The following is a 22,785-nucleotide window of genomic DNA, read 5'->3' on the forward strand; positions in this document are numbered from 1 at the left end:
GAAAAAAGCCTGAAAAACATGGACGCCAATAAGCCATAGAAAGCGCTGGTGTTCAATGTTGTTCTGGTTTGGCCACCATCAAAACCTCAGGATAGATGCTTCTCGAAAAATGCCAGCGTGCGGGTCCAGGCCAGTTCGGCAGCTTCAGGGTCATAGCGGGCTGTGGTGTCATTGTGAAAGCCGTGGTTGGCACCTGCGTACATATGCATCTTGTACGCCTTGCCGTTGGCCTTCAGCGCCGCCTCATAATCAGGCCAGCCGGCGTTCACACGCTTGTCCAGTTCGCCAAGATGAATCATGAGCGGGGCATTGATGCTCGGCACTGCCTCGGCTGGTACACCGCCGCCATAGAAGGGCACAGCGGCCTTGAGCGTAGGCACCTCTGCCGCCAGCCGGTTTGATACACTGCCGCCAAAACAGAAGCCCACGCAGCCGACATTGCCCGTGCAATTGGGGTGGGCCTGCAGGAAGCTGACGGCCGCTTTGAAGTCCTCGACCATCTCGTCGCGGTCGCGCTGACGCTGCATGGTGCGGCCGTCATCGTCGTTGCCGGGGTAACCGCCAAGGGGGTAAAGCGCATCGGGCGCGAATGCGATATAGCCCGCGGTGGCGACACGCCGGGCCACGTCACGGATATAAGGGTTCAGGCCACGATTTTCATGGATCACCACCACGCCCGGGCGCTTGTTCATGTCGCTGGCGTCCACCGGGCGCACCAGATAGCCCATCATGTCGCCCGCGCCCATGGGGGACGGGTAAGGCACATCGTCACCCACGATGCGCGGGTCATTTGGCTTTACCTGTTCCGCCAGCGCATAGTTGGGCATGAGGCTGTCAGCCAGCGCTGCCACGGTCAGGCCGCCAATCGCCAGACGGCCAAGGCGTGCCATGAAGGTGCGGCGGTCGATAAAACCGTGGGCATATTTGTCATAGAGGTCCAAGGCCTCCTGTGGTGGCGTTGTGCGTGTGTCAGCCATGATGTCCTCCTGTCCCCTGAAATTGTGCCCAGCTTACCATAAATTATCATGGGTGCGGTACGGTGTCGCGTGGGTGGCTGGATCAGCCATAAGACTGGAAAATTAGCGGGAAATGGCGTATGACCCGGCCAAATTGGCCGTTAGGCACAAGTGCGAGTGAAGGTAATGACCGAACAAATGATCGTGAACAAAACAGCATCCGGGCGCCGGTCCGAACTGTTGATGCCCGCGGGTAACCTGGAGAAGCTGAAAGCCGCTGTGCTATATGGCGCGGACGCGGTTTACCTGGGCACGCCGGACATGAGCCTGCGCACCAAGTCTGCCTTCTCGCTTGAGGATGTCGTGGAGGGTGTGGAGTTTGCACATGCGCACGGCAAGCGCGTCTACCTGACGCTCAATCTGTTCTCGCACAACAAGGACATCACCAAACTACCACAGTATCTGGAAACCGTCCGCAAGGTGGCGCCTGACGGTCTGATCGTGGCCGACCCGGGCGTGTTCATGTTTGTGAACGACCAGGCGCCGGAGCTCGAACTTCATATCTCCACGCAGGCGAATGTGTGTTCGTGGCAGTCAGTAAAATTCTGGGAAGATCTGGGCGCAGGGCTGGTGGTGCTCGGGCGTGAGGTGTCATTCGAGGAACTTAAGGAAATCCGTGAAAGATGCCCGGATATCAAGCTTGAGGCCTTTGTTCACGGCAGCATGTGCATGACCTATTCGGGCCGTTGTATGCTGTCGAACTTCATGGCGGAACGCGGCGCCAACCAGGGCGCGTGCGCTAACTCTTGCCGCTGGAAGTACAAGGTGCATATGCGGCTCAAGGACGGCACGGTGAAGGAGCTGCCTCTGTCGGAAGAGAATCTGGAGCTGTTTGAGTTCCTGATCGAAGAGGAATATCGCCCGGGCGACCTGCTGCCCATCGAGGAAGACCAGCGCGGCACCTACATTCTGAACAGTAAAGACCTCTGTATCATGCCGAAGCTGAATGATCTTTTGAGCATCGGTGTCGACAGCCTGAAGGTCGAAGGCCGGGGCAAAAGCCCTTACTATGTGGCTATGGTGGCGCGGGCTTACCGTATGGCCATAGACGCCTGGTACGATGACCCCGAGGGTTGGTCCGCCGACCCGTACATGAAAGAATTGAGCACTGTACCGTCACGCGGCTATACGATGGCATTCCATGACGGGCGGCTGACCAACTATGCCCACGGGTTTGAGGATACCTATACGCTTGCGGACCATGAATATGCAGGCCTGATCGAGGACGTCACTGATGACGCCTTTATCGTCAAGGTGAAGAATAAGCTGGTGGCGGGCGACGTGGTCGAGTTTGTGCCGCCCAGCGCGCGCGAGCCGATGCTGCTTCGGATCTATGATTATGAGAATGCCACGAACGGCAAGGTTGCCACAGAGGTCCATGCCGGCAACACGCCGCTCATTCGCCTGCCGTTCAGCCTGTTTGATCAGGAATCGGCGGAAAGCCTGAAGGCTGATTTCCCGCCCATGACGGTCCTCAGGAAGGAAAAGGCGTTGACGGAAGACCAGTGGGCGCGGTTGAAGCTGGACGCAGAAGCCCAGGCGCTTGAACAGGGCCGGGGCAACGCCGCCGTTTATGAGACGAAGCGTTCGACGTTGCAGGACGCGCTGGACGATCGCCGGTCGGAGCTTAGGCTACGCACTCCTCGTCGGGGCACGGAAGGATGCTGCGGCAAGGGCTGCAATGGTTGTCTTGTGTTCTGGCATGACGACAAATATGCCAAGGCCAGAGACATTCTTGCGAAGAAGAAGCAAGGCGAGATGCTGGCCCGCAAACTGACAGACGAAGACATCGCTGCCCTTGAGGCTGTATAATGCGCCCAGGAAGGCCTGTCCCAGAAAGGCCAGTCCGCGGCCTGAGACCTTATTCGCTGCCGCTTGTTTCCGAAAAATATCGAGCAGAACTATCTCGAAATCCGATACCGTCCAGTTGAGCGAGAAGGTGTTCAGCCTTCCCCAGGTCGCCCATTGCGGTATAGATTTGTGCCAGCTTGCTTTTGCCGTCAGGAGAGAGGGTGGCAGTTGTCGTTTCCAAGGCGTTCATGGCCTTGCTCCAAACCATTCTTGCGGCTTCCATATGGCCGGATTCTGCCAGCAGTTTTCCTTGGGCCAGATGGGTATTAGCATATTGTGTCAGCGCCCCATTCGAACGTAAGTATCCGTCCGATTCATGGTCCAGTGCCGTGATGGTTTTCGCAAGGAGAGCTTGAGCGTCTGCAGTGTTACCTCCGCGTACCAACAGCTCGGCCTCAAGAACGGCCACGCGGTAGCTGGTCAAGCGCCGGATGGTCCGGCTATTATCTCTCGCCAGCGCCTCTGTAATCTGAGCTTTACTCTTTTTCAGAGCGCGTGTTGCAAGAGGTACCTGCTCCAATTGCAGCGCCATATTGGCGAGTTCATAGTAAGCTTGCGCAGAATTGCCAAGCCACATGGTATTTTCCGGATCCTTTGCCACCAGGATGTCATACCCTTCGGCAGCAGCTTTCTGGAAAGACAGGGCTTCAGGGAGGTCGCCCCGGATACGGGCAAGGCTTCCCAGATTCTCCAGAGAAATCAAATATCGTCGATAAATGCGATAGTTTTCGGGGTCGCGGGTTGTCAACTCATCATACAGGCTCAGCCGTGCCTTGAAGGCGTCTTCTGCCATTTCAAATTCGCCGGCGTTCACATAGGTGTGCCCTGCATAGTGGTATGCACTGGCCAGATTAGTCAGGGAATCATTGTCATTCTCTCGAAGAGATGCGATCTGTTTATGCAACTCAATGCTTCTCGCATGCATAGGTAAGGCTTCTGTCAGGTTCCCTAGAGGGCCGGCAAGCAGAGATGCCAGGCCCATTAATGCGTCAGCCTCCCGTTCAAGCCATACTGTAGGAATGTACAGGTGCGCTGCGTCGCCGGGAACATATTGACTGGTATTTGCCCGATATTTCCTTATCAGTGCCAATCTTTCCCGATAATCTCGTTCAGCATCCACGAAATGACCCTGCCGGAGGGCCAGATAGCCAGTAAAAAAGAGGTTGTTTTGCAGCCGAAAAATTGCGGCTTCCCGCATTGGGTGATGCTCGTAATATCGCCGAGACACAACCAGGGTCTTGTCGAACATTTCTTTTGCTCGATCGCTTTCCCCCTTCCTGTCCAGAGTCTGCCCCAGCTTTAGCATGGACCCGGTCATTCGGGAAAACCCTTCGTCGCTCAGAGAGTTCAAGTCCTTGTTTTTGAAAAACTCTACTGTCTTACGTGTGAGATTTTCTGCCGCGCTCAGCTCTCCTGCCGCCAGCAGAGAATAATAGGATTCGCTCATCATGAATTTCAGCAGATCTTCAACGTCGTTCTTGTTGGTGATAGCTTCTTGTGTTTTAGCTTCCGCGAGCTTTTGCGCTTGTTTTGCAGCGTCGCGTGCTGTTGACGCCTCATATGTCAGGGCTCCCATAACTGACATCCCGACAATCGAGGCTGCTGCCACCGCAATCATGTTTCTCTGTCGACGCTGTTCGTCGCGGCGAACGAGATCGTTTAACCCCACGCCGATCAAACCGGCGACGATTTTCAGTAGGCCCATGGATTTGCCATCGCCTTCAGCGCGGATGTCTGCCGCCAGGCCTTCCGCTGACAAGCCGCCCCGACTGCCATCAGCGCGGAAGCTGTGCAGGAGGGCTTCGGGGAAGCATTCCTTTTCCGGGTCATCTGCGAACGGCACCCCGTCTACAATCATGCACAGGATGCGCCCGTCACCGTGGGTCTTTTTAAATTCAATGATTTCCCGGTTCACTAGCTTTGACTTGGCTGAGTTGGGTGAACACAGGACAATCAGAAATTCAGATGCTCTCAGGGCTTCAAAAAGCCTGTCGGTCAGCCGGTGAGCAGCAGGCAACTCGTCCCGATCTCTGAAGATGGGTGCCAAACGCGCTGGAACCTCTCCAATTTCGGTCGCGCGACCAACAAGGTTTTTTGGAATGCGATAGGATTCCAGCGATTTCAAGAGCCATTCAGCCCAGGCTTTATCAGCATGGCTATAGCTGATGAAAGCCTTGTACCTGAATTCTGTAACGGACATAGCACCCCCACACTCGTGCATATTCATATGTCGGTCGTAAATATATAAAAAAACAACCACTGCGGCCATTTCAGGGCCAATGATTGTTATTGTTGCCAGATTGCGAGGTGTGGCTCAATTCAGGATTGCGTCCCAAATGGCCGTTTTCTGCGGCGTTGAGGTTTGGTTGTCTGTTTACCTAAAATTTTACCTGAGTTTCTGCGGCTTTTCCTGAAATGTCGGAAAGCGTGAATCAAGATAATCTATTGGTGTGTATAAAACGGTATATGGCGGTTCTACGCGATGGGTGTGCCAACGGAAAACGGCTTGCGGGAGAATCTCCTGGAATGGCACCCGACAGGACGCTAATCAGAAGCTGCAAGACCGGGCGCTATTTCTTCCAGATTTTCGGGTTCTCGCCGGGGATGCCCAGGCTTTCCCAAATGGCGTCGACCTTGTCGATTACATCATTTTCCATGTAAATCTCTGCGCCCCATTCGCGGTGGGTCTCATTCCCCACCTTGTTGGTGGCATCCATACCCAGCTTACCGCCAAGGCCACTTTCCGGGCTGGCGAAATCCAGATAGTCGATCGGCGTGTTCTCGACCGTTACGATATCGCGCACCGGGTCCATGCGGGTTGAAATCGCCCACATCACGTCTTTCCAGTCCCGCGCATCAATATCATCGTCCACCACAATCACGAACTTGGTGTAGACAAACTGCCTGAGGAACGACCACACGCCCTGCATCACGCGTTTGGCATGGCCGGCATAGGCTTTCTTTATGCTGACAACCGCGATGCGGTAGCTGCAGCCTTCGGGGGGCAGCCAGAAATCCGTAATTTCAGGGAACTGCTGTTGGAGGAGCGGGATAAATACTTCATTCAGCGCCTCGCCCAGGATCGCAGGCTCGTCCGGTGGTCTGCCGGTATAGGTCGACAGGTAAATCGGGTCTTTCCGCATGGTGATGGCTGTGATGGTAAAGACCGGGAATTTCTCAACGCTGTTATAATAGCCGGTGTGGTCACCATACGGGCCTTCATCGCGGTAATCATCCAGGCTGACATAGCCTTCAAGCACGATCTCAGCGGTTGCAGGCACCTGCAGCGGCACGGTCTTACAGTCCACCAACGGCACTTTCTTGCCCCGCAGGAGCCCGGCGAACTGATATTCGCTGAGCGTGTCCGGCACGGGCGTCACAGCCGCCAGAATGGTGCCCGGGTCCGCGCCGATGACCACGGCGGCGGGCACAGGCTCGCGCTTTTCGTTTTTCCAGCGCTGATACTGCTGGGCACCGCCTCGGTGCTTCAGCCAGCGCATCAGCGTCTGGTTCTTCGAGAGTTTCTGCATCCGGTAGATGCCCAGGTTATAATTGTCCTGGGCCTTGTCGGACGGGCCTTTGGTGACCACTAGTGGCCAGGTAATGAGGGGCGCAGGTTCGCCCGGCCAGCAGGTCTGGATGGGTAGCTTGTCCAGATCGATATCGTCACCGGTCAGCACCACTTCCTGCACCGGCGCCTTCTTGACCTTCTTGGGCTTCATGGACAGAACCTGCTTGGCCAGCGGCAGCAGGCTGATGGCGTCCTTGATGCCACGTGGCGGCTCAGGCTGCCTCAGGAATGCCAGCGTTTCGCCCACTTCCCGCAGTTCATGCGGTTCCCGGTTCATGCCCCAGGCCACGCGCTCAACGGTACCGAATAGGTTCACCAGAACCGGCATGTCGGCTTTTTCGCCGCGTTCGTTCACGACATTTTCAAAGAGGAGGGCAGGGCCGCCCGCATGCAGCACGCGCGTTTGGATCTCCGTCATCTCCAGTTCGGTGGAGACGGGTTCCCTGACGCGCACAAGGCGTCCCTCAGCCTCTAGCCGGTCAATGAAATCTCTGAGCGAATCGTAAGCCATACAAGGGCTTATAGCGAAGCCGCGCGACAGGCGCTATGGTGTTTTTTTGGTTTGATCAATTTGACGCATGCAGGGGGCGAGGAAATGAGTGAAGCAAACGCACATGCCGAAGTGGCGACAGTAGAAGAAACAGCGCCAACGGTTCTGATGCCAAAATGGTTCCAGCGATTGGCGGCTGTGTGCGCCATTGCGGTTCCTGTGGTGATCCCGGTTTCCATGTTCGAGCTTGAAAAACGATCATCGGCTCAGGAGCGGACAGAAAGCGTCGCGTTTGAAATATCAAGCGACGCCATGAAAGGCGTGGCTACCATGCGGGATACGATGATGGTGCTTGAAGATATCATCAGGCTGCATGAAGCAGGCATGGCCGATAAGATCGCGGCTGCAGGGTTTGTTGACAGGTTCCTCAAGCTTCGGGATGAAAGCCGGTTGAAGATCATCAGGACTGGGGCCGAAATCAACGGCCACCTCCTGCGCTTTCACGGCACGATTGATAGCCAAACCCTGGATGCATTTGCGGCAGATGCACGGGCGTCCGTCAACCGATATATCCAGCCTTTCAGTGACTGTGTGAACAAAATGCTGCCGCTGGTGATGGCGGGTGAAAACCCAAAACAGGATTTTGACCAGTGCAAGCTGGCCGACCTTGCTGACGGCCTGATGGCCGCATCCATCGCGGTCAGCCAGGAATCGGTTTCACTGGGATTGCACGGACGCTATGACCCTGAGAAGCTGAGAGACGCAAAGGCAGGCGCCGACAAATCGGGTTGATCATTCGGCAGCTGCCGGCACCTCCTGGGGCGGGGTCTCAGCATAGGGCGTGGTTTCATCGCGGACGAGCGGCCATATCAGCTGCGCGCCGGCGCTCATGGGGGCGAGATTCTCGACCCCGTATTCCTTGGGGTAGGTTCGTGTGATTTTGGCGGTACCAAACAGCACGTCCCAGAAAAACAGCAGGTTGCCGAAGTTACCCTTATAGTTTGTTGCGGGGTCGGCGGCATGTTTGCCGTGGTGGGCGAAATGGGTGGCCGGCGTGCTGATGGTTCGTTCCACCAGCCACATCACGGGCGACAGCCATTTGATGTCATATAGCTTCGCATCCCATTTGGTGCTGGAGTGCGCCCCGTAAATCACCAACAGTTTGACGATGATATAGCCCCCATAGATGGGCGCGAGCCCCAGATGGATCAGCGCGCCAGATAGCCACAGAGAGGGCATGAAGGCGTAATAAAGGATGTTGTTCCGGTATACGATGCGGATGCTCATATATTCAGCGTTATGGTGCGAGCGGTGCAGGCCGTAAAGCCACGGGAAAGTGTGCGAAGCCCGGTGCCACCAATATTGCGCCATATCATCGAACACCAGCAGAAGCGCCACCCCGGCCCAGATCGGCATGTCCGCCAGCATGCCTTTGGCCTCAGGGGCGATCCAGCCGGTCACATAGGCAGACGCAATGATCACGCTTGGCTGGGTAATTGCCAGCAGGAACAGACCGCAAATCAGCTCGATCCATTTGTCCTCAGGGCGCTCTGTGGGCAGAAACAGTAATTTTGATTGTACGGCCTCAAGCGCTGCGAAGGCGAAAAAGATCGTGAAGATGATCAGCTCATACGGCATTTGGTGCTTCCCTGGTTCCGGCCATCGGCCGGGTTTCCTCAATTCCCGTGACAAAGCATGACGCATGTGGCTGAATAAGAATGTAAAATAGTTTACATTGTGGGGTATCCATGAGCTTTGTTTTCAACTTTGGCCTGCCGGGTCTGATGTCGGCGCTGTCGGCTGAGCAGCGCGCACTGCTGGACGGCCTTGGTGTGCGGCAAAGCTACCGGCACAAACAGCATATCCAAAGCCGGGGCGACCAGAACAAGGGCTTTTCCATCATCAAGGAAGGTGCAGTTTGCTTCGGCAAGACAGACCGCGATGGCCGTTTCATCGCGCTCGCCGTTCTGGAGGCAGGGCAATATTATGGTGAGTTCACCGTCTTTGGCGGCCTGCCGCGTAGCCACGATGCCCATGCCCAGGGTGACACAGTCGTCAGCCATATCTCGAAGGCCCGGTTTGACCAGCTGTTGATCGACAGGCCGGATCTTGCGCTGCCGATCATCCGGCTTTTGACGCTCAGGCTCTATCATTCGCTGGAATGGATGGATGATGTCAGGCGGTATCCGCTTAAATACCGGCTGGGAAAAACCTTGCTGTCCATGGCGCAGGAGGAAGGGGATGCCACCATCAAGGTCACCCAGGCTGAGTTGGCAGACCTGTTGGGTGTCAGTCGGGTTGCTGTTGCGCAAACGCTTGCGGACTACCGTCGGCGTGGTTTTGTTCAGTCCGTTTATGGTGGGGTAAAACTTATCGACCTGCAGGCTTTTCGCGATTGGTTGCGGGCGTTCGTCACCCTTGAGCCGGTGACGTAGGTGAGCGGGCAGGGTGTGCCTTAGTTGTCTTTTGGCTTCGGCAGGTAGGCGTCATAATTCGACACGAAATTGTTCGGTAGGGCGCGATCCATCGTACCGTCCCGAACCATCGACAAAATCGCTGCGTCAATGCGCTTGATCAGGGCGGGGGAGACACTCTTAGAAAACACCATGTGGGCCGGCCAGACATAGAAGGGCCGATTAACATCATATTTGATATTGTCGACGTCGGCTTCCAATATGCCCGCCCGTGTAGTGGTTTCGTCATTGATCCACACATCGGCGCGGCCCTTGGATAGAAGGGTCAGCGCCGAGGCATCTGAATGGGTTTCAAGGATGGCCAGTTCGTCCCTGATGACATTCAAGGGTGGTGGCAGGGTGGTCATGGGGCTTATGACCAGCACCATCTTCCGAATTTCATTCAGCGTATGAGGGATGGTGGTGTTTGTTCGTACGAAGGCATAATCGCGCCGGAATACGATGGGCAGGGAAAGCTGGACAGGCCGTTCATAGCGGAATTTGATCATTGCACCCAATTGGGGCACACCTGCCGCTGCCTCTTCGGTCTGCAATTCCCGGATCATTCGGTTCATCACCATATATTGCAGTTGAAATTCAACGTCCGCACGCTTGCTGACCTCGCGGATGACTTTGGCAAGCGGGCCGTGAATGGCACCATTTTCCCCCTCAAGGAGGCCGGGAAGCGCAAGGTAGTATAGCCGTAGGGTGTCGTCAGCGGCGGCCTTATGGCCAACACTGAAAAACAGACACATAGCAGCAAGACACACCTTGAAGGGGCGGCCCGACACGGCACGTTTCATTCCCTGAGCTTCCCTGAGCTTCCCTGAGCTTCCCTAGCTTTTATTGCGCGTACGATAACACATCCAATGCGCCCGCCAAAACGGCAGAGCAAAAAGAGGCTTAAAAGCCGCCTTGATACAATCTAGGGGTGGGAAATGATCCGGTTTGGCGAAATGCCACCCACATAATAGGCCAGTTCTGCGGGCTCCGAGATGTCGAACAGCAGAATGTCGGCCTGTTTGCCCGCTTCAAGCGTGCCAAGGTCTTGCTCGAGTCCCAGAGCGCGAGCACCGTTCAGGGTGATGCCGCGCAGCGCTTCTTCCGGTGTCATGCCGAAGAGCGTGCAGCCCATATGCAGCATTAGTTGCAGCGACAGAACGGGTGAACTGCCTGGGTTGGCATCTGTGGCCAATGCCATATGCACACCAGCCTGGCGCATCATCTCAACCGGTGGGCGCTTGGTTTCCTGCAGAACATAAAAGGCGCCGGGCAGCAGGACTGCCACAGTGCCAGTGTCCGCCATCGCGCGCACACTTGTCGCGCTGGCATATTCCAGGTGGTCGGCCGACAAGGCCTGATAGCTGGCGGCAAGCGCACCACCCGATAGGTCAGACAACTGGTCGGCATGCAGTTTCACGCGGATGCCGTGGGCTTTTGCGGCATCAAACACGCGCGCGGTTTGTTCTGCGCTGAAAGCAATGCCCTCGCAGAAGGCATCGACGGCATCAGCGAGGCCCTCTTTGGCGACGGCCGGGATCATCACATCGCACACATGGGCGATATAGCCGTCTTTGTCGTCCTTAAATTCCGGGGGCAGGGCATGGGCGCCCAGGAAGGTGGTACGCACGCGCAGGCCCACTTCTTCTGCGGCGGCCTTGGCGGCCCGTAGCATCTTCAATTCGTCATCAAGTGTCAGCCCGTAACCCGATTTGATCTCAACCGTGGTCACCCCGTCTGCGGCCAGGCGTTTCAGGCGTTTTACCGCGGAGGCGGTCAGCTCTTCCACGCTTGCAGCGCGAGTGTTTTTGACAGTCGACAGGATGCCGCCGCCCCGGCGGGCAATTTCTTCGTAGGACACACCGTTCAGGCGCTCTTCAAATTCACGGGCACGATTGCCGCCATAGACAATATGGGTATGACAGTCGACAAAACCCGGGAAGGCCCACATATCGTTGCCATCAATTTCCTCGGCCGCGGACAGGCCTGCAGGAAGCTCAGCCATGGGCCCAACAAATGCGAGTCGGCCATCCCTCACCCCGATTGCGCCACTTTCAATAGCGCCATAGGGCGCGCTGCCCTCGGCCATGGTGGCTATGTTTACATTGCGCAACAGCGTGTCAAACATGGGTTTTCCCTCGTTAATCCTCTCCCTGCCTTTTCGATTATCACAAGAATCGATTGACAGAAAGGCTAACCTGTATGAACTTGTATATACAAGTTGGAGGCGGCAATGCAAAAACATTATTTTTCTGAAGGCCTGGTGGGTGGAGACTGGCTCCATGACCTGTGCCTGACTGTCGCGCCAGATGGCATGATTACCGCGCTTGAAAGCGGCAAGAAGGCGCCAGCAGGCAAGCCTGTGCATGGACCTGTTCTGCCGGCGATGCCTAATCTCCATAGTCATGCGTTCCAGCGTGCGTTTGCCGGCCTCGCAGAATTTCGTGAAGCGGGTGCCTCGGATTTCTGGAGCTGGCGTAACGCCATGTATCACTTTGCCCGCCACATGACGCCTGAGGCGGTAGAGGTGATCGCAAGCGCGCTGTATGTCGAGATGTTGAAGGCAGGCTATTCGGCGGTGGGCGAGTTCCACTATCTTCATAATGCGCATGAGGATCAGTCGCTGGCCATGTCAGAGGCGGTTCTGAAGGCAGCGAACGCAAGCGGCATTGCGCTGACACATCTGCCGGTTCTCTATCAGGCATCGGACTTTGGTGGCGAGCTGCCGGTTTCAGGCCAGGCGCCCTTTATCCATTCCACAGATGATTTCACGCGGCTCCTGAAGGTATTGAAGCCGCGCTTTGATGGGCGCCACAGACTGGGGCTTACGTTCCACAGCCTGCGCGCGGTGCCGGAAGACAGTTTCGCGCCAGCCATTGACGCAATCGAGACGCTGGATATGAAAGCGCCGATCCACATCCATATCGCCGAACAGACGCGTGAGGTGAATGCATGCGTTGACTGGGCTGATAAGCGCCCGGTTGAATGGTTGCTGGAAACCCAAAATGTGGACGAACGCTGGTGCCTGGTACACGCCACCCATGTGGTGGAGGCTGAATGGCGCGGCATGGCAGAACGCGGCTGTGTCGTGGGCCTGTGTCCGACAACAGAGGCTAACCTGGGTGACGGTGTCTTCCCGGCGCATGAGTTTGTCAAGGCTGGCGGCCGGTTCGGTGTGGGCTCTGACAGCCACATCAGCATTGATGTGCGCGAAGAACTCAGGCTGCTGGAATATGGCCAGCGCCTTGCGCGGCAGGCCCGCACTGTCTTGACCCATGCAGATGGTGGCCACACGGGCGAGTTCCTGTGGCGTCAGGCGGCCATGGGCGGTGCCCAGGCACTGGCGCAACCGATTGGCGAGATTGCAGTGGGTAAGCGCGCAGACCTGATCGTCCTGGACGGTAAAGCACCCATGTTTGCGGGCGCGGCTTATAGCCAGATTGTGGATGCCTTTGTCTTTTCTGGCCAGCCCAACCCCATCACCGATGTGATGGTGGCGGGCGACTGGGTCATCACTGGTGGCAGGCACGCGAATGAGGATGAAATCTTCGGTCGATACAATGAGACAGTGGGCCGCATTGCCCGCCTGATGGAAGAGGAGGGCGCATGATTCCGGTCCCCAGATACGAGCAGGTCAAGCGCCACATCATGGACGCCATTGAGGCTGGCAGCTATGACGCAGGCGACAAGCTGCCAAGTGAAAATGAGCTGGTGCGCGAACTGAATGTGTCGCGCATGACCGTGAACCGGGCCCTTCGGGAACTGACCGAAGAAGGCCATATCGTGCGACGCGCGGGCATGGGCAGCTTTGTCGCAGACCGCCGCATGCGGGGCCACGCTGCAGATATCCTGTCGATCCGCGGTGAGCTTGAAGCCCGGGGCGAGGAATGGTCGGCGGTGGTTCTGTTCCAGGAAGAAATCGCGCTGCCGAAAGATGTGGCAGAGGAAATGGGCCGCACCACAGGTGACAAGGTTTTCTATCTGTTGATCGTCCACAAAGGCGACGATATGCCGATCGAGCTTGAAGAGCGCTGGGTGAACCCCGAGATCGCGCCAGAGCTGCTATCGCAGGATTTCGAAGCGACAACCCCGACCGATTATCTGCTGGCGGTGGCGCCCTTGTTGCGCGCCGAGCATGTTGTGCGCGCTGTAGCGGCAACCCCCAGCGAAAAGCGGCTCTTGGAGGTCAGGGAAGGGTCACCCTGCCTTGAGATCAACCGCCGTACCTGGACCGGTGACCGCGTGGCGTCCTATGCCCGCCTGCTGTACCCCGGCGATAGATATGAATTGACGGCAAGGTTCTCCCCCGTGGGTGCCTCGTCTACCGCATAAAAATACTGTTTCGAGAGAGAAGGGACAAAACCATGAAAAACCGCCCCGATATTCACGCACCGCACGGTGCTGAGCTGACATGTAAAAGCTGGGCCACTGAAGCGCCCATGCGTATGCTGATGAACAACCTGGACCCAATGGTGGCCGAAAACCCCGAAGAGCTTGTGGTCTATGGCGGCATCGGCAAGGCCGCGCGTAACTGGGAATGCTATGAGACCATCATCGCCACCCTGCGCGGCATGGAAGAAGATGAAACCCTCTTGGTGCAGTCGGGCAAGCCTGTGGGCGTGTTTAAAACCCACACGGACGCACCGCGCGTGCTGATCGCCAACTCGAATCTCGTGCCGCACTGGGCGACGTGGGAACATTTCAACGAGCTCGATAAAAAAGGCCTGATGATGTACGGCCAGATGACGGCGGGCTCATGGATCTATATCGGCAGCCAGGGCATCGTGCAGGGCACCTACGAGACATTCGTTGAGATGGGCCGCCAGCACTTCGGCGGTGACCTCTCCGGCAAGTGGATACTGACAGCTGGCCTAGGTGGCATGGGCGGCGCGCAGCCGCTGGCGGCCACCATGGCGGGGGCAAGCTGCATGGCCATCGAATGCCAGGAAAGCCGCATCGATTACCGTCTGAAGACCGGCTATCTGGACACCCGCGCCGACACGGTAGAGGAAGCGCTCCAGATCATTGAAAAATCGCACGCGGAAGGCAAAGCCATCTCTGTTGGTGTGCTCGGCAACGCCGCTGAAATCCTGCCGGAGATGGTAAAGAAGGGCATTCGCCCCGACGCGCTCACGGACCAGACTTCGGCGCACGATCCGGTGAACGGCTACCTGCCTATCGGCTGGACGGTTGAAGAGTGGTTCACCAAACGCGAGACGGACCCGGCAGCCGTTGCGGCTGCATCAAAGCCGTCGATGGCGGTGCATGTGCAGGCGATGCTTGACTATCACGCCATGGGCGTGCCCACGGTTGATTACGGCAACAACATTCGCCAGGTGGCGTTTGACGAAGGCGTGAAGAATGCGTTCGACTTCCCTGGCTTCGTGCCTGCCTATATTCGTCCGCTCTTCTGCCAGGGTATCGGCCCGTTCCGTTGGGCCGCGCTTTCTGGCGACCCTGAAGATATCTACAAGACCGACCAGAAGGTGAAGGAGCTGATCCCGGACAATCCGCACCTTCATAACTGGCTTGACATGGCGCGTGAGCGCATCCAGTTCCAGGGGCTGCCGGCACGGATTTGCTGGGTTGGCCTTGGTGACCGCCACCGTCTGGCGCTCGCGTTCAATGAGATGGTCAAGAACGGTGAGCTGAAGGCCCCTGTGGTTATCGGCCGCGACCATCTGGACAGCGGCTCTGTCGCGAGCCCGAACCGCGAAACGGAAGCCATGATGGACGGCTCAGATGCTGTGTCCGACTGGCCGCTCCTGAATGCCCTGTTGAACACGGCGTCTGGCGCTACCTGGGTCAGCCTCCACCACGGTGGCGGCGTGGGCATGGGCTTCAGCCAGCATTCGGGCGTCGTGATCCTGTGTGACGGCACCGAAGCCGCCGCCAAGCGTGTGGGCCGCGTGCTGTGGAATGACCCCGCCACGGGCGTGATGCGCCACGCGGACGCGGGCTATGATATCGCCAAGAATTGTGCACGCGAGAAGGGCCTGAACCTTCCGATGCTCGACAAGTAGAGAGTAGGAACTGATTGATGACAGTGCATAAAATGATCCGCAAGGCAGGCCATTTCAGCCTGCAGGACCTGAGGCATATTTACGAGAAGCCAACCGAGCTGACGCTCGATAAGTCCGACCAGGCGCGCATTGATGCCGCCCGGCAGACGGTGACCGACCTGATCGACCGCGGCGACACCGCTTACGGCATCAACACGGGCTTTGGCCTGATGGCCAACACGCGCATCAAGGCATCAGACGTTGAGAAGCTGCAGGAAAACCTGGTGCTCAGCCACGCCACCGGTACAGGCGAACCTTTGAAGGACGGGGTTGTGCGGCTCGTGCTGGCGCTTAAGGCCACGTCGCTGGCACAAGGCCACTCAGGCATCCGCGGTGAGGTGATCGATGCGCTTCTGAAGCTGCTCAGCCACGGCGTTTACCCTGTGATCCCGGCCAAGGGGTCCGTGGGCGCATCGGGTGATCTGGCGCCGCTCGCGCACATGTCGGCAGCCCTTCTGGGCGTGGGTGACGTGCGTCATGAGGGCAAGATCATGACCGCCAAGGACGGCCTGGAAATGCTTGGCCTTGAGCCGCTTCGGCTGGCCGCCAAGGAGGGCCTGGCGCTCTTGAACGGCACGCAGGTGTCGACGGCGCTGACGCTTTCCGGCCTCTTTGAGATTGAGAATGTGTTTGCCTCCGCCATGGTGGCGGGTGCCATGAGCGTGGACGCCATGAAGGGCTCTGACGTGCCGTTCGACCCACGCATCCATGCAGTGCGCAGGCAACAAGGTCAGATCGATACGGCGGCCATGTACCGTAGCCTACTGGCCGGCAGTAACATTCGTCAAAGTCACGAGGACTGCGAAAAGGTGCAGGACCCCTATAGTCTGCGCTGTCAGCCACAGGTGATGGGCGCGGCGCTTGGCGTGATGCGTCAGGCAGCTGAAACGCTGCTGACAGAAGCCAATGCGGTGACCGACAACCCGCTCATTTTCCCGGACGAGGGGGATATTCTCTCAGGCGGTAACTTCCACGCGGAGCCGGTGGCGATGGCGGCTGACATGCTGGCAATTGCCGCGTGCGAGATCGCCTCGATCTCAGAGCGTCGCACCAGCCTGCTTGTCGACCCCAAGATGTCCGGCCTGCCTGCCTTCCTGGTGGAAGACGGTGGCCTGAATTCGGGCTTCATGATCGCGCAGGTGACGACCGCCGCACTGGTGAGCGAGAACAAAACGTTCGCGCACCCTGCAAGTGTGGACAGCATCCCGACCTCGGCAGGGCAGGAAGACCATGTGTCCATGGCGACCTTCGCGGGTCGCCGCCTGCATGACATCGCCTTCAACGCTGGTGCGGTGATCGCGATCGAGCTTCTGGGTGCGGCACAGGGGATGGACTTCCACCGGCCGCTCAAGTCATCCGAACCACTAGAAGCTGTTTATGGGCTGATCCGGGAACGGGTGGATTTCTACAAAGAAGACCGTTACTTTGCCCCTGATATTGAGGCAGCGCGGGAATTGGTGGCCTCCGGTAGTCTGAATGGCTATGTGGAGACGCTCCTGCCGTCCACAAGCCTTGGGAGCCAAGCACTTTGACGCAAGTCTTTGATCTCACGAGGGGGCACAGCCCCCTCATTATCTCCATGCCGCACAGCGGTGAGGAACTCGGGGCCTACGCGGGCCGCATGACAGCCGACGCGCTCAAGATCGCGGATACGGACTGGCACCTGCCGAAGCTCTACAGCTTCCTTGCCGACATGGACGCAACAGTCGTGCATGCGCACTATTCGCGCTATGTGATCGACCTGAACCGCGATCCGTCAGGCAAGAGCCTGTACCCGGGCCAGAATGTGACCGAGCTGTGCCCCACCACCACATTTGACGAACATCCGGTTTATCTGCCGGGAGAGGCGCCGCATGATGCGGAACAGCGCGACCGTGTCGGTCACTTCTGGAAGCCGTATCATAACGCGCTGGCGGCAGAGATTGAACGCGTGCGGCATATCCATGGGTATGCGCTGCTGTGGGACGCGCATTCGATCCGGTCCCACGTGCCGCGTTTCTTTGATGGCCAATTGCCTGATTTTAACCTGGGTACCAACGACGGCCAGTCCTGCAGCTCGGAACTGGCAGAGGCTGTGTACGGTGTGGCACAGCAGGCTGAAGGCTATAGCGCAGTATTGAATGGCCGCTTTAAGGGTGGTTTCATCACTCGCAAATACGGCCAACCCGGGCACGGTGTGCACGCGATCCAGCTTGAGCTGTCGCAAATCACCTATATGGATGAAAGCTTCCCTTTCACCTATCTGCCGGAGCGGGCAGGCGAAGTGGCGAAACCCATCCAAGCAATGCTGGAAGCCATGCTTAGTTGGAAGCCGAAGGGCTGATTTAAAGCCAGCGCCGGACCTTTGATTTGTAGGTACGGTATTCGTCGCCGAACAGTTCTTCCAGCCGCCGTTCTTCCGGCAGGATGAAGCGGATTGTGATGATGCTGATGAACAGCACAAAAGGCACCACCGGCCAATAGCCGCCGGTGAGCGGCCACAGGCCAATCAGCCCAAGCACCATGCCCAGATACATCGGATTCCGTGTGAAGCGGTAGGCGCCATAGGTGATCAATTTGTGCGCGTCTTCGCCCGGATAGAAGCTGGTGCCAGCCGCGACAAAGCGGTTCTTTTCTCTTGCCGCCATCCAGATGCCGAAGATCGTCAGGCCAAGGGGCCAATACCGTACGCCGAAGCCGCCGGTTTCCCAGTATCCAATGCCCAGCATCAGTGCTGCTGTCAGGAAAAACAGGTGCGGTGGCAGGATGCGCGGCACATTTGGGCGTTTCTTCTCAGGCATGGCCGTTTCCTCTGACTATTTCGCGAAAAGCTGGGATGGGTCCTTGAAGGCCTTCAGTTCAATGGCGTTCCCGGCGGGGTCGAGGAAGAACATGGTGGCCTGTTCGCCCACTTCTCCCTCGAACCGGATGCCAGGCTCGATCACGAACTCAATTTCCGCCGCTGCCAGCTTGGTGGCCAGCGCGTGCCAGTCCTCCCATTCCAGCACTGCGCCGAAATGGAAGCTGGGCACTTGCTTGCCGTCCACATTATTGGTGTCTGCCTGGCCAAGGGGTGTGCCTTGGTGCACCACAAACTGGTGGCCGAAGAAGTTGAAATCGATCCATGTGTCGCTGGACCGCCCCTCAGGGCAGCCCATCAGCCCGCCATAGAAGGCGCGGGCTGCTTCAAGGTCGTCAACCGGGACCGCAAGATGGAAAGGAGGAATTGCCATATCCTTCACCTTTATTTCCCAAGAAGATCCAACGCGATCACGGTCATGGCTTCAACGCCTGCTTTCACTGATGGCTCAGGTGCGATTTTGAAGAGGGGTGAATGGTGCCCGGCAACAGTGGGGCCGCCATTCTTTTCGGCTTCAAAAGCTTTCATCGGCGTGCCGCCAACGATGAAATAGAAACCGGGCACAGCTGGGTCGACCTGACTGAAGTAGGCAAAGTCCTCAGCCCCCATGTTTTTCTGCTCGTAGCGGGCAACCTGGCCTTCGGGGAAGTGCTCCCTAAGCACATTATCCAGCCGCGAAGTCAGCGCCTTGTCGTTCACTGTCGTGGGCGTGCTTTCGATCGACAGTTCAACGGTCGGCAGTTTGTCTTCCGGCAAGCCCGCGACACGGCCTGTGTTTTCCGCGATGCGTTTGATGCCTGCCAGCAGCTTGTGACGCACTTCCTCATCGTTAGACCGGACAGTGAGGGTGAGTACGGCTTCATCCGAGATGATGTTGTTCTTGGTGCCGGCGTGGAAGGTGCCCACCGTTACCACACCTGGTGAAAGCGGCGAGATTTCACGGGCTACCAGGGTCTGGAGGGCATTGACGATCTGGGAACCGATCACGATCGGGTCCTTGCCCAGGTGGGGCGACGCCCCGTGTGTGCCCACGCCGTGGACCGTGATGCGCACGCTGTCGCTGGAGCTGTACATGATGCCTGGCTTATAGACGATCATACCAGCAGGCGCTTGGGCGGCCACGTGCAAGGCCACGGCATAATCCGGGCGCGGGAAGCGCTCATAGATGCCGTCTTCGATCATCGCCTTGGCGCCGCTGATGGTCTCCTCCGCCGGTTGGCCGACAAGCAGAAGTGTGCCTTGCCATTTGTCTTTCATGGCCACCAGCTGACGGGCGGTGCCAACAAGGCCTGTCATGTGCATGTCGTGCCCGCAGGCGTGCATCACGGGCATTTCAACACCGTCCAGGTTCACCTGCCGTTTGGTCGACGCATAGGGGAGGCCCGAAGCTTCCTCAACCGGTAGGCCGTCCATATCCGCCCTGATCAGGAGCGTCGGGCCATCACCGTTTTTCATCATGGCTACAAGGCCGGTCCTGCCCACCCCGGTGGTAACGTCGAAGCCAAGCGCACTCAGTTCTTTCGATAGCCGCTCAGCCGTCTCGTTCTCGCGGAAAGACAGCTCAGGATTCTTGTGCAGATAGACGAACAGGTCCTCGAGATAATCATAATCTTTGGCGATGGCATCCTTGATGCTGTGATTATCTGCAGCCGCGCCCAGGCTGGTGCTTGCCAGCAGGCTCAGCGCTGCAATGGTTTTGGTGAAACTATGTTTCATGGTTGTGTCCCCTTGTCCCTGTTTATGCGATGTCCCCAAAATGCTTCAGGGCGGCCGGCGCAATCTCGTTGCCCCATTCCTGCACAAAATGCCCTCCGTCTGCAATCTCCATCGGTTCAGGGCAGCCTTTGATCAGCCCAGCGAGCATACGCATGGCGGGTGGGCCAAGGACCGGGTCTTTCATGCCAATGGCCATGAACGTCTCGCCCGTCCAGTCTTCATTCCAGAATTTGGCGGCACGCTTTGATGTGCCCACGCCTTCCATATCCGGGGCGGTCATCACCAGTTGCGGGAAGGCCCGCACGCCAGCCTTATAGTGGTGATCGGGGAAGGGGGCGTCATAGGCCGCAACTTCTGCGTCGGTCAGGTGCGGTGTTGTGCGCTTCATCAGGCCACCCACTGGCATATCGGGCGTTGTGCGGGCATATTCGCGCCACTCATTAAAGCCTTTGCCCGCGGGGACCCCGACCGCAAGGGCTGTGTTCATCACAAGCAGGCGTTTGAAACGGTCGGGCATGTCCACCGGCAACGTCAGCCCCAGAACACCGCCCCAATCCTGGCACACCAATGTGATGTTCTTCAGGTCCAGCTTTTCGATAAAGCGCAGCAGGAAGTTGCGGTGGAAGTGGAAGCTATAGTCTTCATCGCGCGTTGGCTTGTCGGAACGGCCGAAGCCAAAGAAGTCGGGGGCAACAACCCGTGCGCCTGACGCAGTGAAATGCGGGATCATGTGCCGGTAAAGATAGGACCAGCTGGGTTCGCCATGCAGGCACAGAAAGGTACGATCTGCGTCTTTCGGGCCCTCGTCAATATAGTGGGTGCGCATGCCCTCATAGCCTTTGAGGTCATCCATATAGTGCGGTTCAAATGGCCAGTCCGGCAGGTCGTCGAACCGGTCGTCGGGCGTTCGGATTGCTTCCAGTGTCATATTTTTCCTTCCCAGATTTTAGCTGTTTCATCAGGATATAGGCGGATATCGCCCCGTGGCGAGCCGGGGCCTTGCAACACAGCTATTCGCTTTTGTGACATCGGCAGTGATGGCGGCAGACTGCGGCAAATCGGGCACCGTGCATTTTTTTGAAACTGTTCGTTGACTCAGGGGTGGCACTTAGCTATTCACGGCGGCGGAGACGTGGCTGAGTGGTCGAAAGCGCTCCCCTGCTAAGGGAGTATACTGGCAACGGTATCGAGGGTTCGAATCCCTTCGTCTCCGCCATTTTCTCGACCAAGAGAATTCATGAAAAGTCAAAACCCGCAGTTTTCTGCGGGTTTTCTTTTTGCCATTGGGCCAGTAGGTCCAGGAGGTACCATGCAGGTCCCCTCAAGTGGGGGGCAAGTGGGGGGTGTAATCGGGAATCTGGTTTTGTGTGGGCGTAGCTGCGACACTTGCTACGAGATTGCTACGATCTCCTTGTGCCTTTTGGCTTTCCTATATGCATTCCGTCCATCCTTTTGCGCCGAGATATTAGGAAGCGCACTTTTTCAGATGGGCCATAAATTCCCCCAATCAGTATTCCTAAGTCTGCTGAAGGTCGTGCCTACTTTTCAAGACAAGTCTAGAAAATGCACTTGGCACTTGGCAGTTGGGAGTGGAACGACTGTTTCCTGATCCAAAAGGGGACAAACCATGAAACTCTACTTTCAATATGAAATTCCCAGCGCTGCTCATAGATAAACAACGAAGAACCTCAGGGCCGTTCAGTTGCCATTGGTCATTCGAATATGGAGAGCATGGTTCGCGATTTGGGTGTCGATGTGGTTGACGCTCCTGAGGTTGCGGATTCACTGGAGATCTAAAAGCAGACATTCAGAGCGACCATTTCGGTGGTCGTTCTTTGGTCAGAAGCAGGCATAGGTGTATGGGGTCAGGCACTCAGGTTCTGTTTTCGGTAATGCCCAGAAAATTAGCGATTGCAGTGCGGGCATCCGCCTCGTCGAGCGTGGGGGCGTGTCCTACGTTTGCAACCTCGGCAGTCAGGAGTGTTGGCGCCTTGTATTTCAGTTTCTCGACAGTGGCAGGCGCTAGAAGGTCGGACAAGCTGCCCCGAAGCAGCAAGGTTGGGTGCTTTCTTGCCAGGCGGGTGAAGCGCGGCCAGAGAAACAGGGACAGAAGGCGAACCTGTAGTGGCGACACGGTACGCGCCACAGCCGGATCATAATCGAAGCGTGGTTTGCCTTCGGCGGTCTCTCTGAAGGTTCTGCGCAGAAAACGGCGCCAGTCGGCATCGGAGAACGCAGGATAAACATCAGCCCCAACATGCCGGCAATAGGCATCCGCGTCTGACCAATTGGCAATGGATGCCTTTCCGCCCGCGTATGCCCCAATGCGCTTGATTCCTTTCGGGTTCGCTTCCGGGCCGATGTCATTGAGCATGACCCTACCAATCCTGTTCCCATGCCTCATTGCTATTGTAGCTGTAACGATGCCGCCAAGGGACGTGCCGATGAAATGGGCGCGATCGATCTTCTGTTCCTGCATCAGGGCCAGAATGTCCTGCGCATAGGTGTTTGGGTGATAATTTTTTGCCTTTGGGTCATAGTCTGACAGGCCGCGCCCGCGGAAGTCCACGGCAATCGTCCGCTTGCCCTGGACGGCAAGCCAAGTGGCGACGTCTTCAAAATCACGGGCATTTCGGGTCAGGCCGGGCAGGCAGATAATGGGCAAAGAAGGCCTGCTGTCCCCCATTGCGGGATAGTCCCGTGCATGCAGTTGCAGGCCGTCCCGCGACTGCCAATAGATATCCTGATAGGCGGTCACTGATTGTCCCCTGTTGGTTGGAAAGCGCC

The 22,785-nt window shown here is 57.4% G+C and carries 19 protein-coding genes and 1 tRNA gene; 9 read left to right on the top strand and 11 right to left on the bottom strand.

The annotated features are described in order from the left end of the window. Positions 1 to 86: 86 nt before the first annotated feature. Positions 87 to 977 carry a dienelactone hydrolase family protein gene (locus B3Z17_RS14865; RefSeq protein ID WP_286830584.1) on the bottom strand — a complete coding sequence of 297 codons (891 nt, stop codon included), beginning with the start codon at positions 975 to 977 and terminating at the stop codon, positions 87 to 89. Positions 978 to 1,142: 165 nt separating this feature from the next. On the opposite strand from B3Z17_RS14865, the gene B3Z17_RS14870 reads away from it, so the two are divergent. After that, positions 1,143 to 2,828: a U32 family peptidase gene (locus B3Z17_RS14870; protein ID WP_286830586.1), complete on the top strand. Its 1,686-nt coding sequence runs from the start codon at positions 1,143 to 1,145 to the stop codon at positions 2,826 to 2,828. A 49-nt stretch (positions 2,829 to 2,877) separates the two neighbouring features. Here B3Z17_RS14870 and B3Z17_RS14875 read toward each other — a convergent pair whose 3' ends face one another. Together B3Z17_RS14875 and B3Z17_RS14880 are read right to left on the bottom strand one after the other, a co-directional pair. Beyond that, entirely contained in the window at positions 2,878 to 5,067 is a 2,190-nt protein-coding gene (locus tag B3Z17_RS14875) for a toll/interleukin-1 receptor domain-containing protein (protein WP_286830588.1), read from the bottom strand. Positions 5,068 to 5,437: 370 nt separating this feature from the next. Further along, positions 5,438 to 6,949, bottom strand: a complete 1,512-nt coding sequence (locus tag B3Z17_RS14880; protein ID WP_286830590.1) for a UbiD family decarboxylase — start codon at positions 6,947 to 6,949, stop codon at positions 5,438 to 5,440. A gap of 84 nt (positions 6,950 to 7,033) precedes the next feature. Here B3Z17_RS14880 and B3Z17_RS14885 point away from each other — a divergent pair, with 84 nt between their 5' ends. Further along, positions 7,034 to 7,720, top strand: a complete 687-nt coding sequence (locus B3Z17_RS14885) for a hypothetical protein (protein ID WP_286830591.1) — start codon at positions 7,034 to 7,036, stop codon at positions 7,718 to 7,720. On the opposite strand, the gene B3Z17_RS14890 is transcribed toward B3Z17_RS14885, so the two are convergent. Then, the gene (locus B3Z17_RS14890) at positions 7,721 to 8,566 is read right to left on the bottom strand and encodes a sterol desaturase family protein (RefSeq protein ID WP_286830593.1); all 846 of its coding nucleotides are present in this window, start codon (positions 8,564 to 8,566) and stop codon (positions 7,721 to 7,723) included. Positions 8,567 to 8,676: 110 nt separating this feature from the next. On the opposite strand from B3Z17_RS14890, the gene B3Z17_RS14895 reads away from it, so the two are divergent. Beyond that, on the top strand, positions 8,677 to 9,363 hold the full coding sequence (locus B3Z17_RS14895) for a Crp/Fnr family transcriptional regulator (RefSeq protein ID WP_286830595.1): 687 nt from the start codon (positions 8,677 to 8,679) through the stop codon (positions 9,361 to 9,363). Positions 9,364 to 9,383: 20 nt separating this feature from the next. On the opposite strand, the gene B3Z17_RS14900 is transcribed toward B3Z17_RS14895, so the two are convergent. Next, entirely contained in the window at positions 9,384 to 10,184 is an 801-nt protein-coding gene (locus B3Z17_RS14900; protein WP_286830596.1) for a substrate-binding periplasmic protein, read from the bottom strand. A gap of 122 nt (positions 10,185 to 10,306) precedes the next feature. After that, on the bottom strand, positions 10,307 to 11,509 hold the full coding sequence (hutI, locus tag B3Z17_RS14905; protein ID WP_286830597.1) for an imidazolonepropionase: 1,203 nt from the start codon (positions 11,507 to 11,509) through the stop codon (positions 10,307 to 10,309). A 105-nt stretch (positions 11,510 to 11,614) separates the two neighbouring features. Between hutI and B3Z17_RS14910 the strand changes: the two genes are divergently transcribed. From B3Z17_RS14910 to hutG, 5 genes are read left to right on the top strand one after another with little or no spacing between them, the layout of a single operon-like run. Then, positions 11,615 to 12,991, top strand: coding sequence for a formimidoylglutamate deiminase (locus tag B3Z17_RS14910; RefSeq protein ID WP_286830598.1), 1,377 nt, complete (start codon positions 11,615 to 11,617; stop codon positions 12,989 to 12,991). Continuing rightward, a complete protein-coding gene (gene hutC / locus B3Z17_RS14915) occupies positions 12,988 to 13,713 on the top strand; it encodes a histidine utilization repressor (protein ID WP_286830599.1) in 726 nt (241 codons plus the stop codon). Before B3Z17_RS14910 ends, hutC begins: the two co-directional genes overlap by 4 nt. A 32-nt stretch (positions 13,714 to 13,745) precedes the next feature. Next, positions 13,746 to 15,404, top strand: a complete 1,659-nt coding sequence (gene hutU, locus B3Z17_RS14920) for a urocanate hydratase (RefSeq protein WP_068302702.1) — start codon at positions 13,746 to 13,748, stop codon at positions 15,402 to 15,404. A 17-nt stretch (positions 15,405 to 15,421) separates the two neighbouring features. Next, complete coding sequence (hutH, locus tag B3Z17_RS14925; RefSeq protein WP_074519359.1) at positions 15,422 to 16,975, top strand: histidine ammonia-lyase; 1,554 nt, start codon at positions 15,422 to 15,424, stop codon at positions 16,973 to 16,975. Next, the gene (hutG, locus tag B3Z17_RS14930; RefSeq protein WP_286830600.1) at positions 16,972 to 17,766 is read left to right on the top strand and encodes an N-formylglutamate deformylase; all 795 of its coding nucleotides are present in this window, start codon (positions 16,972 to 16,974) and stop codon (positions 17,764 to 17,766) included. The genes hutH and hutG overlap by 4 nt, the downstream gene beginning before the upstream one ends. 1 nt (position 17,767) lies before the next feature. Here hutG and B3Z17_RS14935 read toward each other — a convergent pair whose 3' ends face one another. From B3Z17_RS14935 to B3Z17_RS14950, 4 genes are read right to left on the bottom strand one after another with little or no spacing between them, the layout of a single operon-like run. Continuing rightward, a complete protein-coding gene (locus tag B3Z17_RS14935) occupies positions 17,768 to 18,223 on the bottom strand; it encodes a methyltransferase family protein (RefSeq protein ID WP_286830601.1) in 456 nt (151 codons plus the stop codon). 15 nt (positions 18,224 to 18,238) lie between these two features. Next, positions 18,239 to 18,655: a VOC family protein gene (locus B3Z17_RS14940; protein ID WP_286830602.1), complete on the bottom strand. Its 417-nt coding sequence runs from the start codon at positions 18,653 to 18,655 to the stop codon at positions 18,239 to 18,241. Between the two features lie 11 nt (positions 18,656 to 18,666). After that, the gene (locus tag B3Z17_RS14945) at positions 18,667 to 19,998 is read right to left on the bottom strand and encodes an amidohydrolase (protein ID WP_286830603.1); all 1,332 of its coding nucleotides are present in this window, start codon (positions 19,996 to 19,998) and stop codon (positions 18,667 to 18,669) included. A 22-nt stretch (positions 19,999 to 20,020) separates the two neighbouring features. After that, positions 20,021 to 20,926 (bottom strand): haloalkane dehalogenase, encoded by a 906-nt coding sequence (locus B3Z17_RS14950; protein ID WP_286830604.1) that lies wholly within the window; start codon positions 20,924 to 20,926, stop codon positions 20,021 to 20,023. A gap of 198 nt (positions 20,927 to 21,124) precedes the next feature. Between B3Z17_RS14950 and B3Z17_RS14955 the strand changes: the two genes are divergently transcribed. Beyond that, positions 21,125 to 21,214, top strand: a tRNA-Ser gene (locus tag B3Z17_RS14955). 657 nt (positions 21,215 to 21,871) lie between these two features. Here B3Z17_RS14955 and B3Z17_RS14960 read toward each other — a convergent pair. After that, positions 21,872 to 22,756 carry an alpha/beta fold hydrolase gene (locus B3Z17_RS14960; RefSeq protein ID WP_286830605.1) on the bottom strand — a complete coding sequence of 295 codons (885 nt, stop codon included), beginning with the start codon at positions 22,754 to 22,756 and terminating at the stop codon, positions 21,872 to 21,874. Between the last annotated feature and the right edge of the window lie 29 nt (positions 22,757 to 22,785).

The sequence above is a fragment of the Kordiimonas sp. UBA4487 genome (assembly GCF_002389025.1).
GTDB lineage: Bacteria > Pseudomonadota > Alphaproteobacteria > Sphingomonadales > Kordiimonadaceae > Kordiimonas > Kordiimonas lacus.

Coding starts and splice junctions, on each gene's coding strand:
- B3Z17_RS14865 (WP_286830584.1), bottom strand. CDS start 977: ATGGCTGACACACGCACAACGCCACCACAGGAGGCCTTGGACCTCTAT.
- B3Z17_RS14870 (WP_286830586.1), top strand. CDS start 1,143: ATGACCGAACAAATGATCGTGAACAAAACAGCATCCGGGCGCCGGTCC.
- B3Z17_RS14875 (WP_286830588.1), bottom strand. CDS start 5,067: ATGTCCGTTACAGAATTCAGGTACAAGGCTTTCATCAGCTATAGCCAT.
- B3Z17_RS14880 (WP_286830590.1), bottom strand. CDS start 6,949: ATGGCTTACGATTCGCTCAGAGATTTCATTGACCGGCTAGAGGCTGAG.
- B3Z17_RS14885 (WP_286830591.1), top strand. CDS start 7,034: ATGAGTGAAGCAAACGCACATGCCGAAGTGGCGACAGTAGAAGAAACA.
- B3Z17_RS14890 (WP_286830593.1), bottom strand. CDS start 8,566: ATGCCGTATGAGCTGATCATCTTCACGATCTTTTTCGCCTTCGCAGCG.
- B3Z17_RS14895 (WP_286830595.1), top strand. CDS start 8,677: ATGAGCTTTGTTTTCAACTTTGGCCTGCCGGGTCTGATGTCGGCGCTG.
- B3Z17_RS14900 (WP_286830596.1), bottom strand. CDS start 10,184: ATGAAACGTGCCGTGTCGGGCCGCCCCTTCAAGGTGTGTCTTGCTGCT.
- hutI (WP_286830597.1), bottom strand. CDS start 11,509: ATGTTTGACACGCTGTTGCGCAATGTAAACATAGCCACCATGGCCGAG.
- B3Z17_RS14910 (WP_286830598.1), top strand. CDS start 11,615: ATGCAAAAACATTATTTTTCTGAAGGCCTGGTGGGTGGAGACTGGCTC.
- hutC (WP_286830599.1), top strand. CDS start 12,988: ATGATTCCGGTCCCCAGATACGAGCAGGTCAAGCGCCACATCATGGAC.
- hutU (WP_068302702.1), top strand. CDS start 13,746: ATGAAAAACCGCCCCGATATTCACGCACCGCACGGTGCTGAGCTGACA.
- hutH (WP_074519359.1), top strand. CDS start 15,422: ATGACAGTGCATAAAATGATCCGCAAGGCAGGCCATTTCAGCCTGCAG.
- B3Z17_RS14935 (WP_286830601.1), bottom strand. CDS start 18,223: ATGCCTGAGAAGAAACGCCCAAATGTGCCGCGCATCCTGCCACCGCAC.
- B3Z17_RS14940 (WP_286830602.1), bottom strand. CDS start 18,655: ATGGCAATTCCTCCTTTCCATCTTGCGGTCCCGGTTGACGACCTTGAA.
- B3Z17_RS14945 (WP_286830603.1), bottom strand. CDS start 19,998: ATGAAACATAGTTTCACCAAAACCATTGCAGCGCTGAGCCTGCTGGCA.
- B3Z17_RS14950 (WP_286830604.1), bottom strand. CDS start 20,926: ATGACACTGGAAGCAATCCGAACGCCCGACGACCGGTTCGACGACCTG.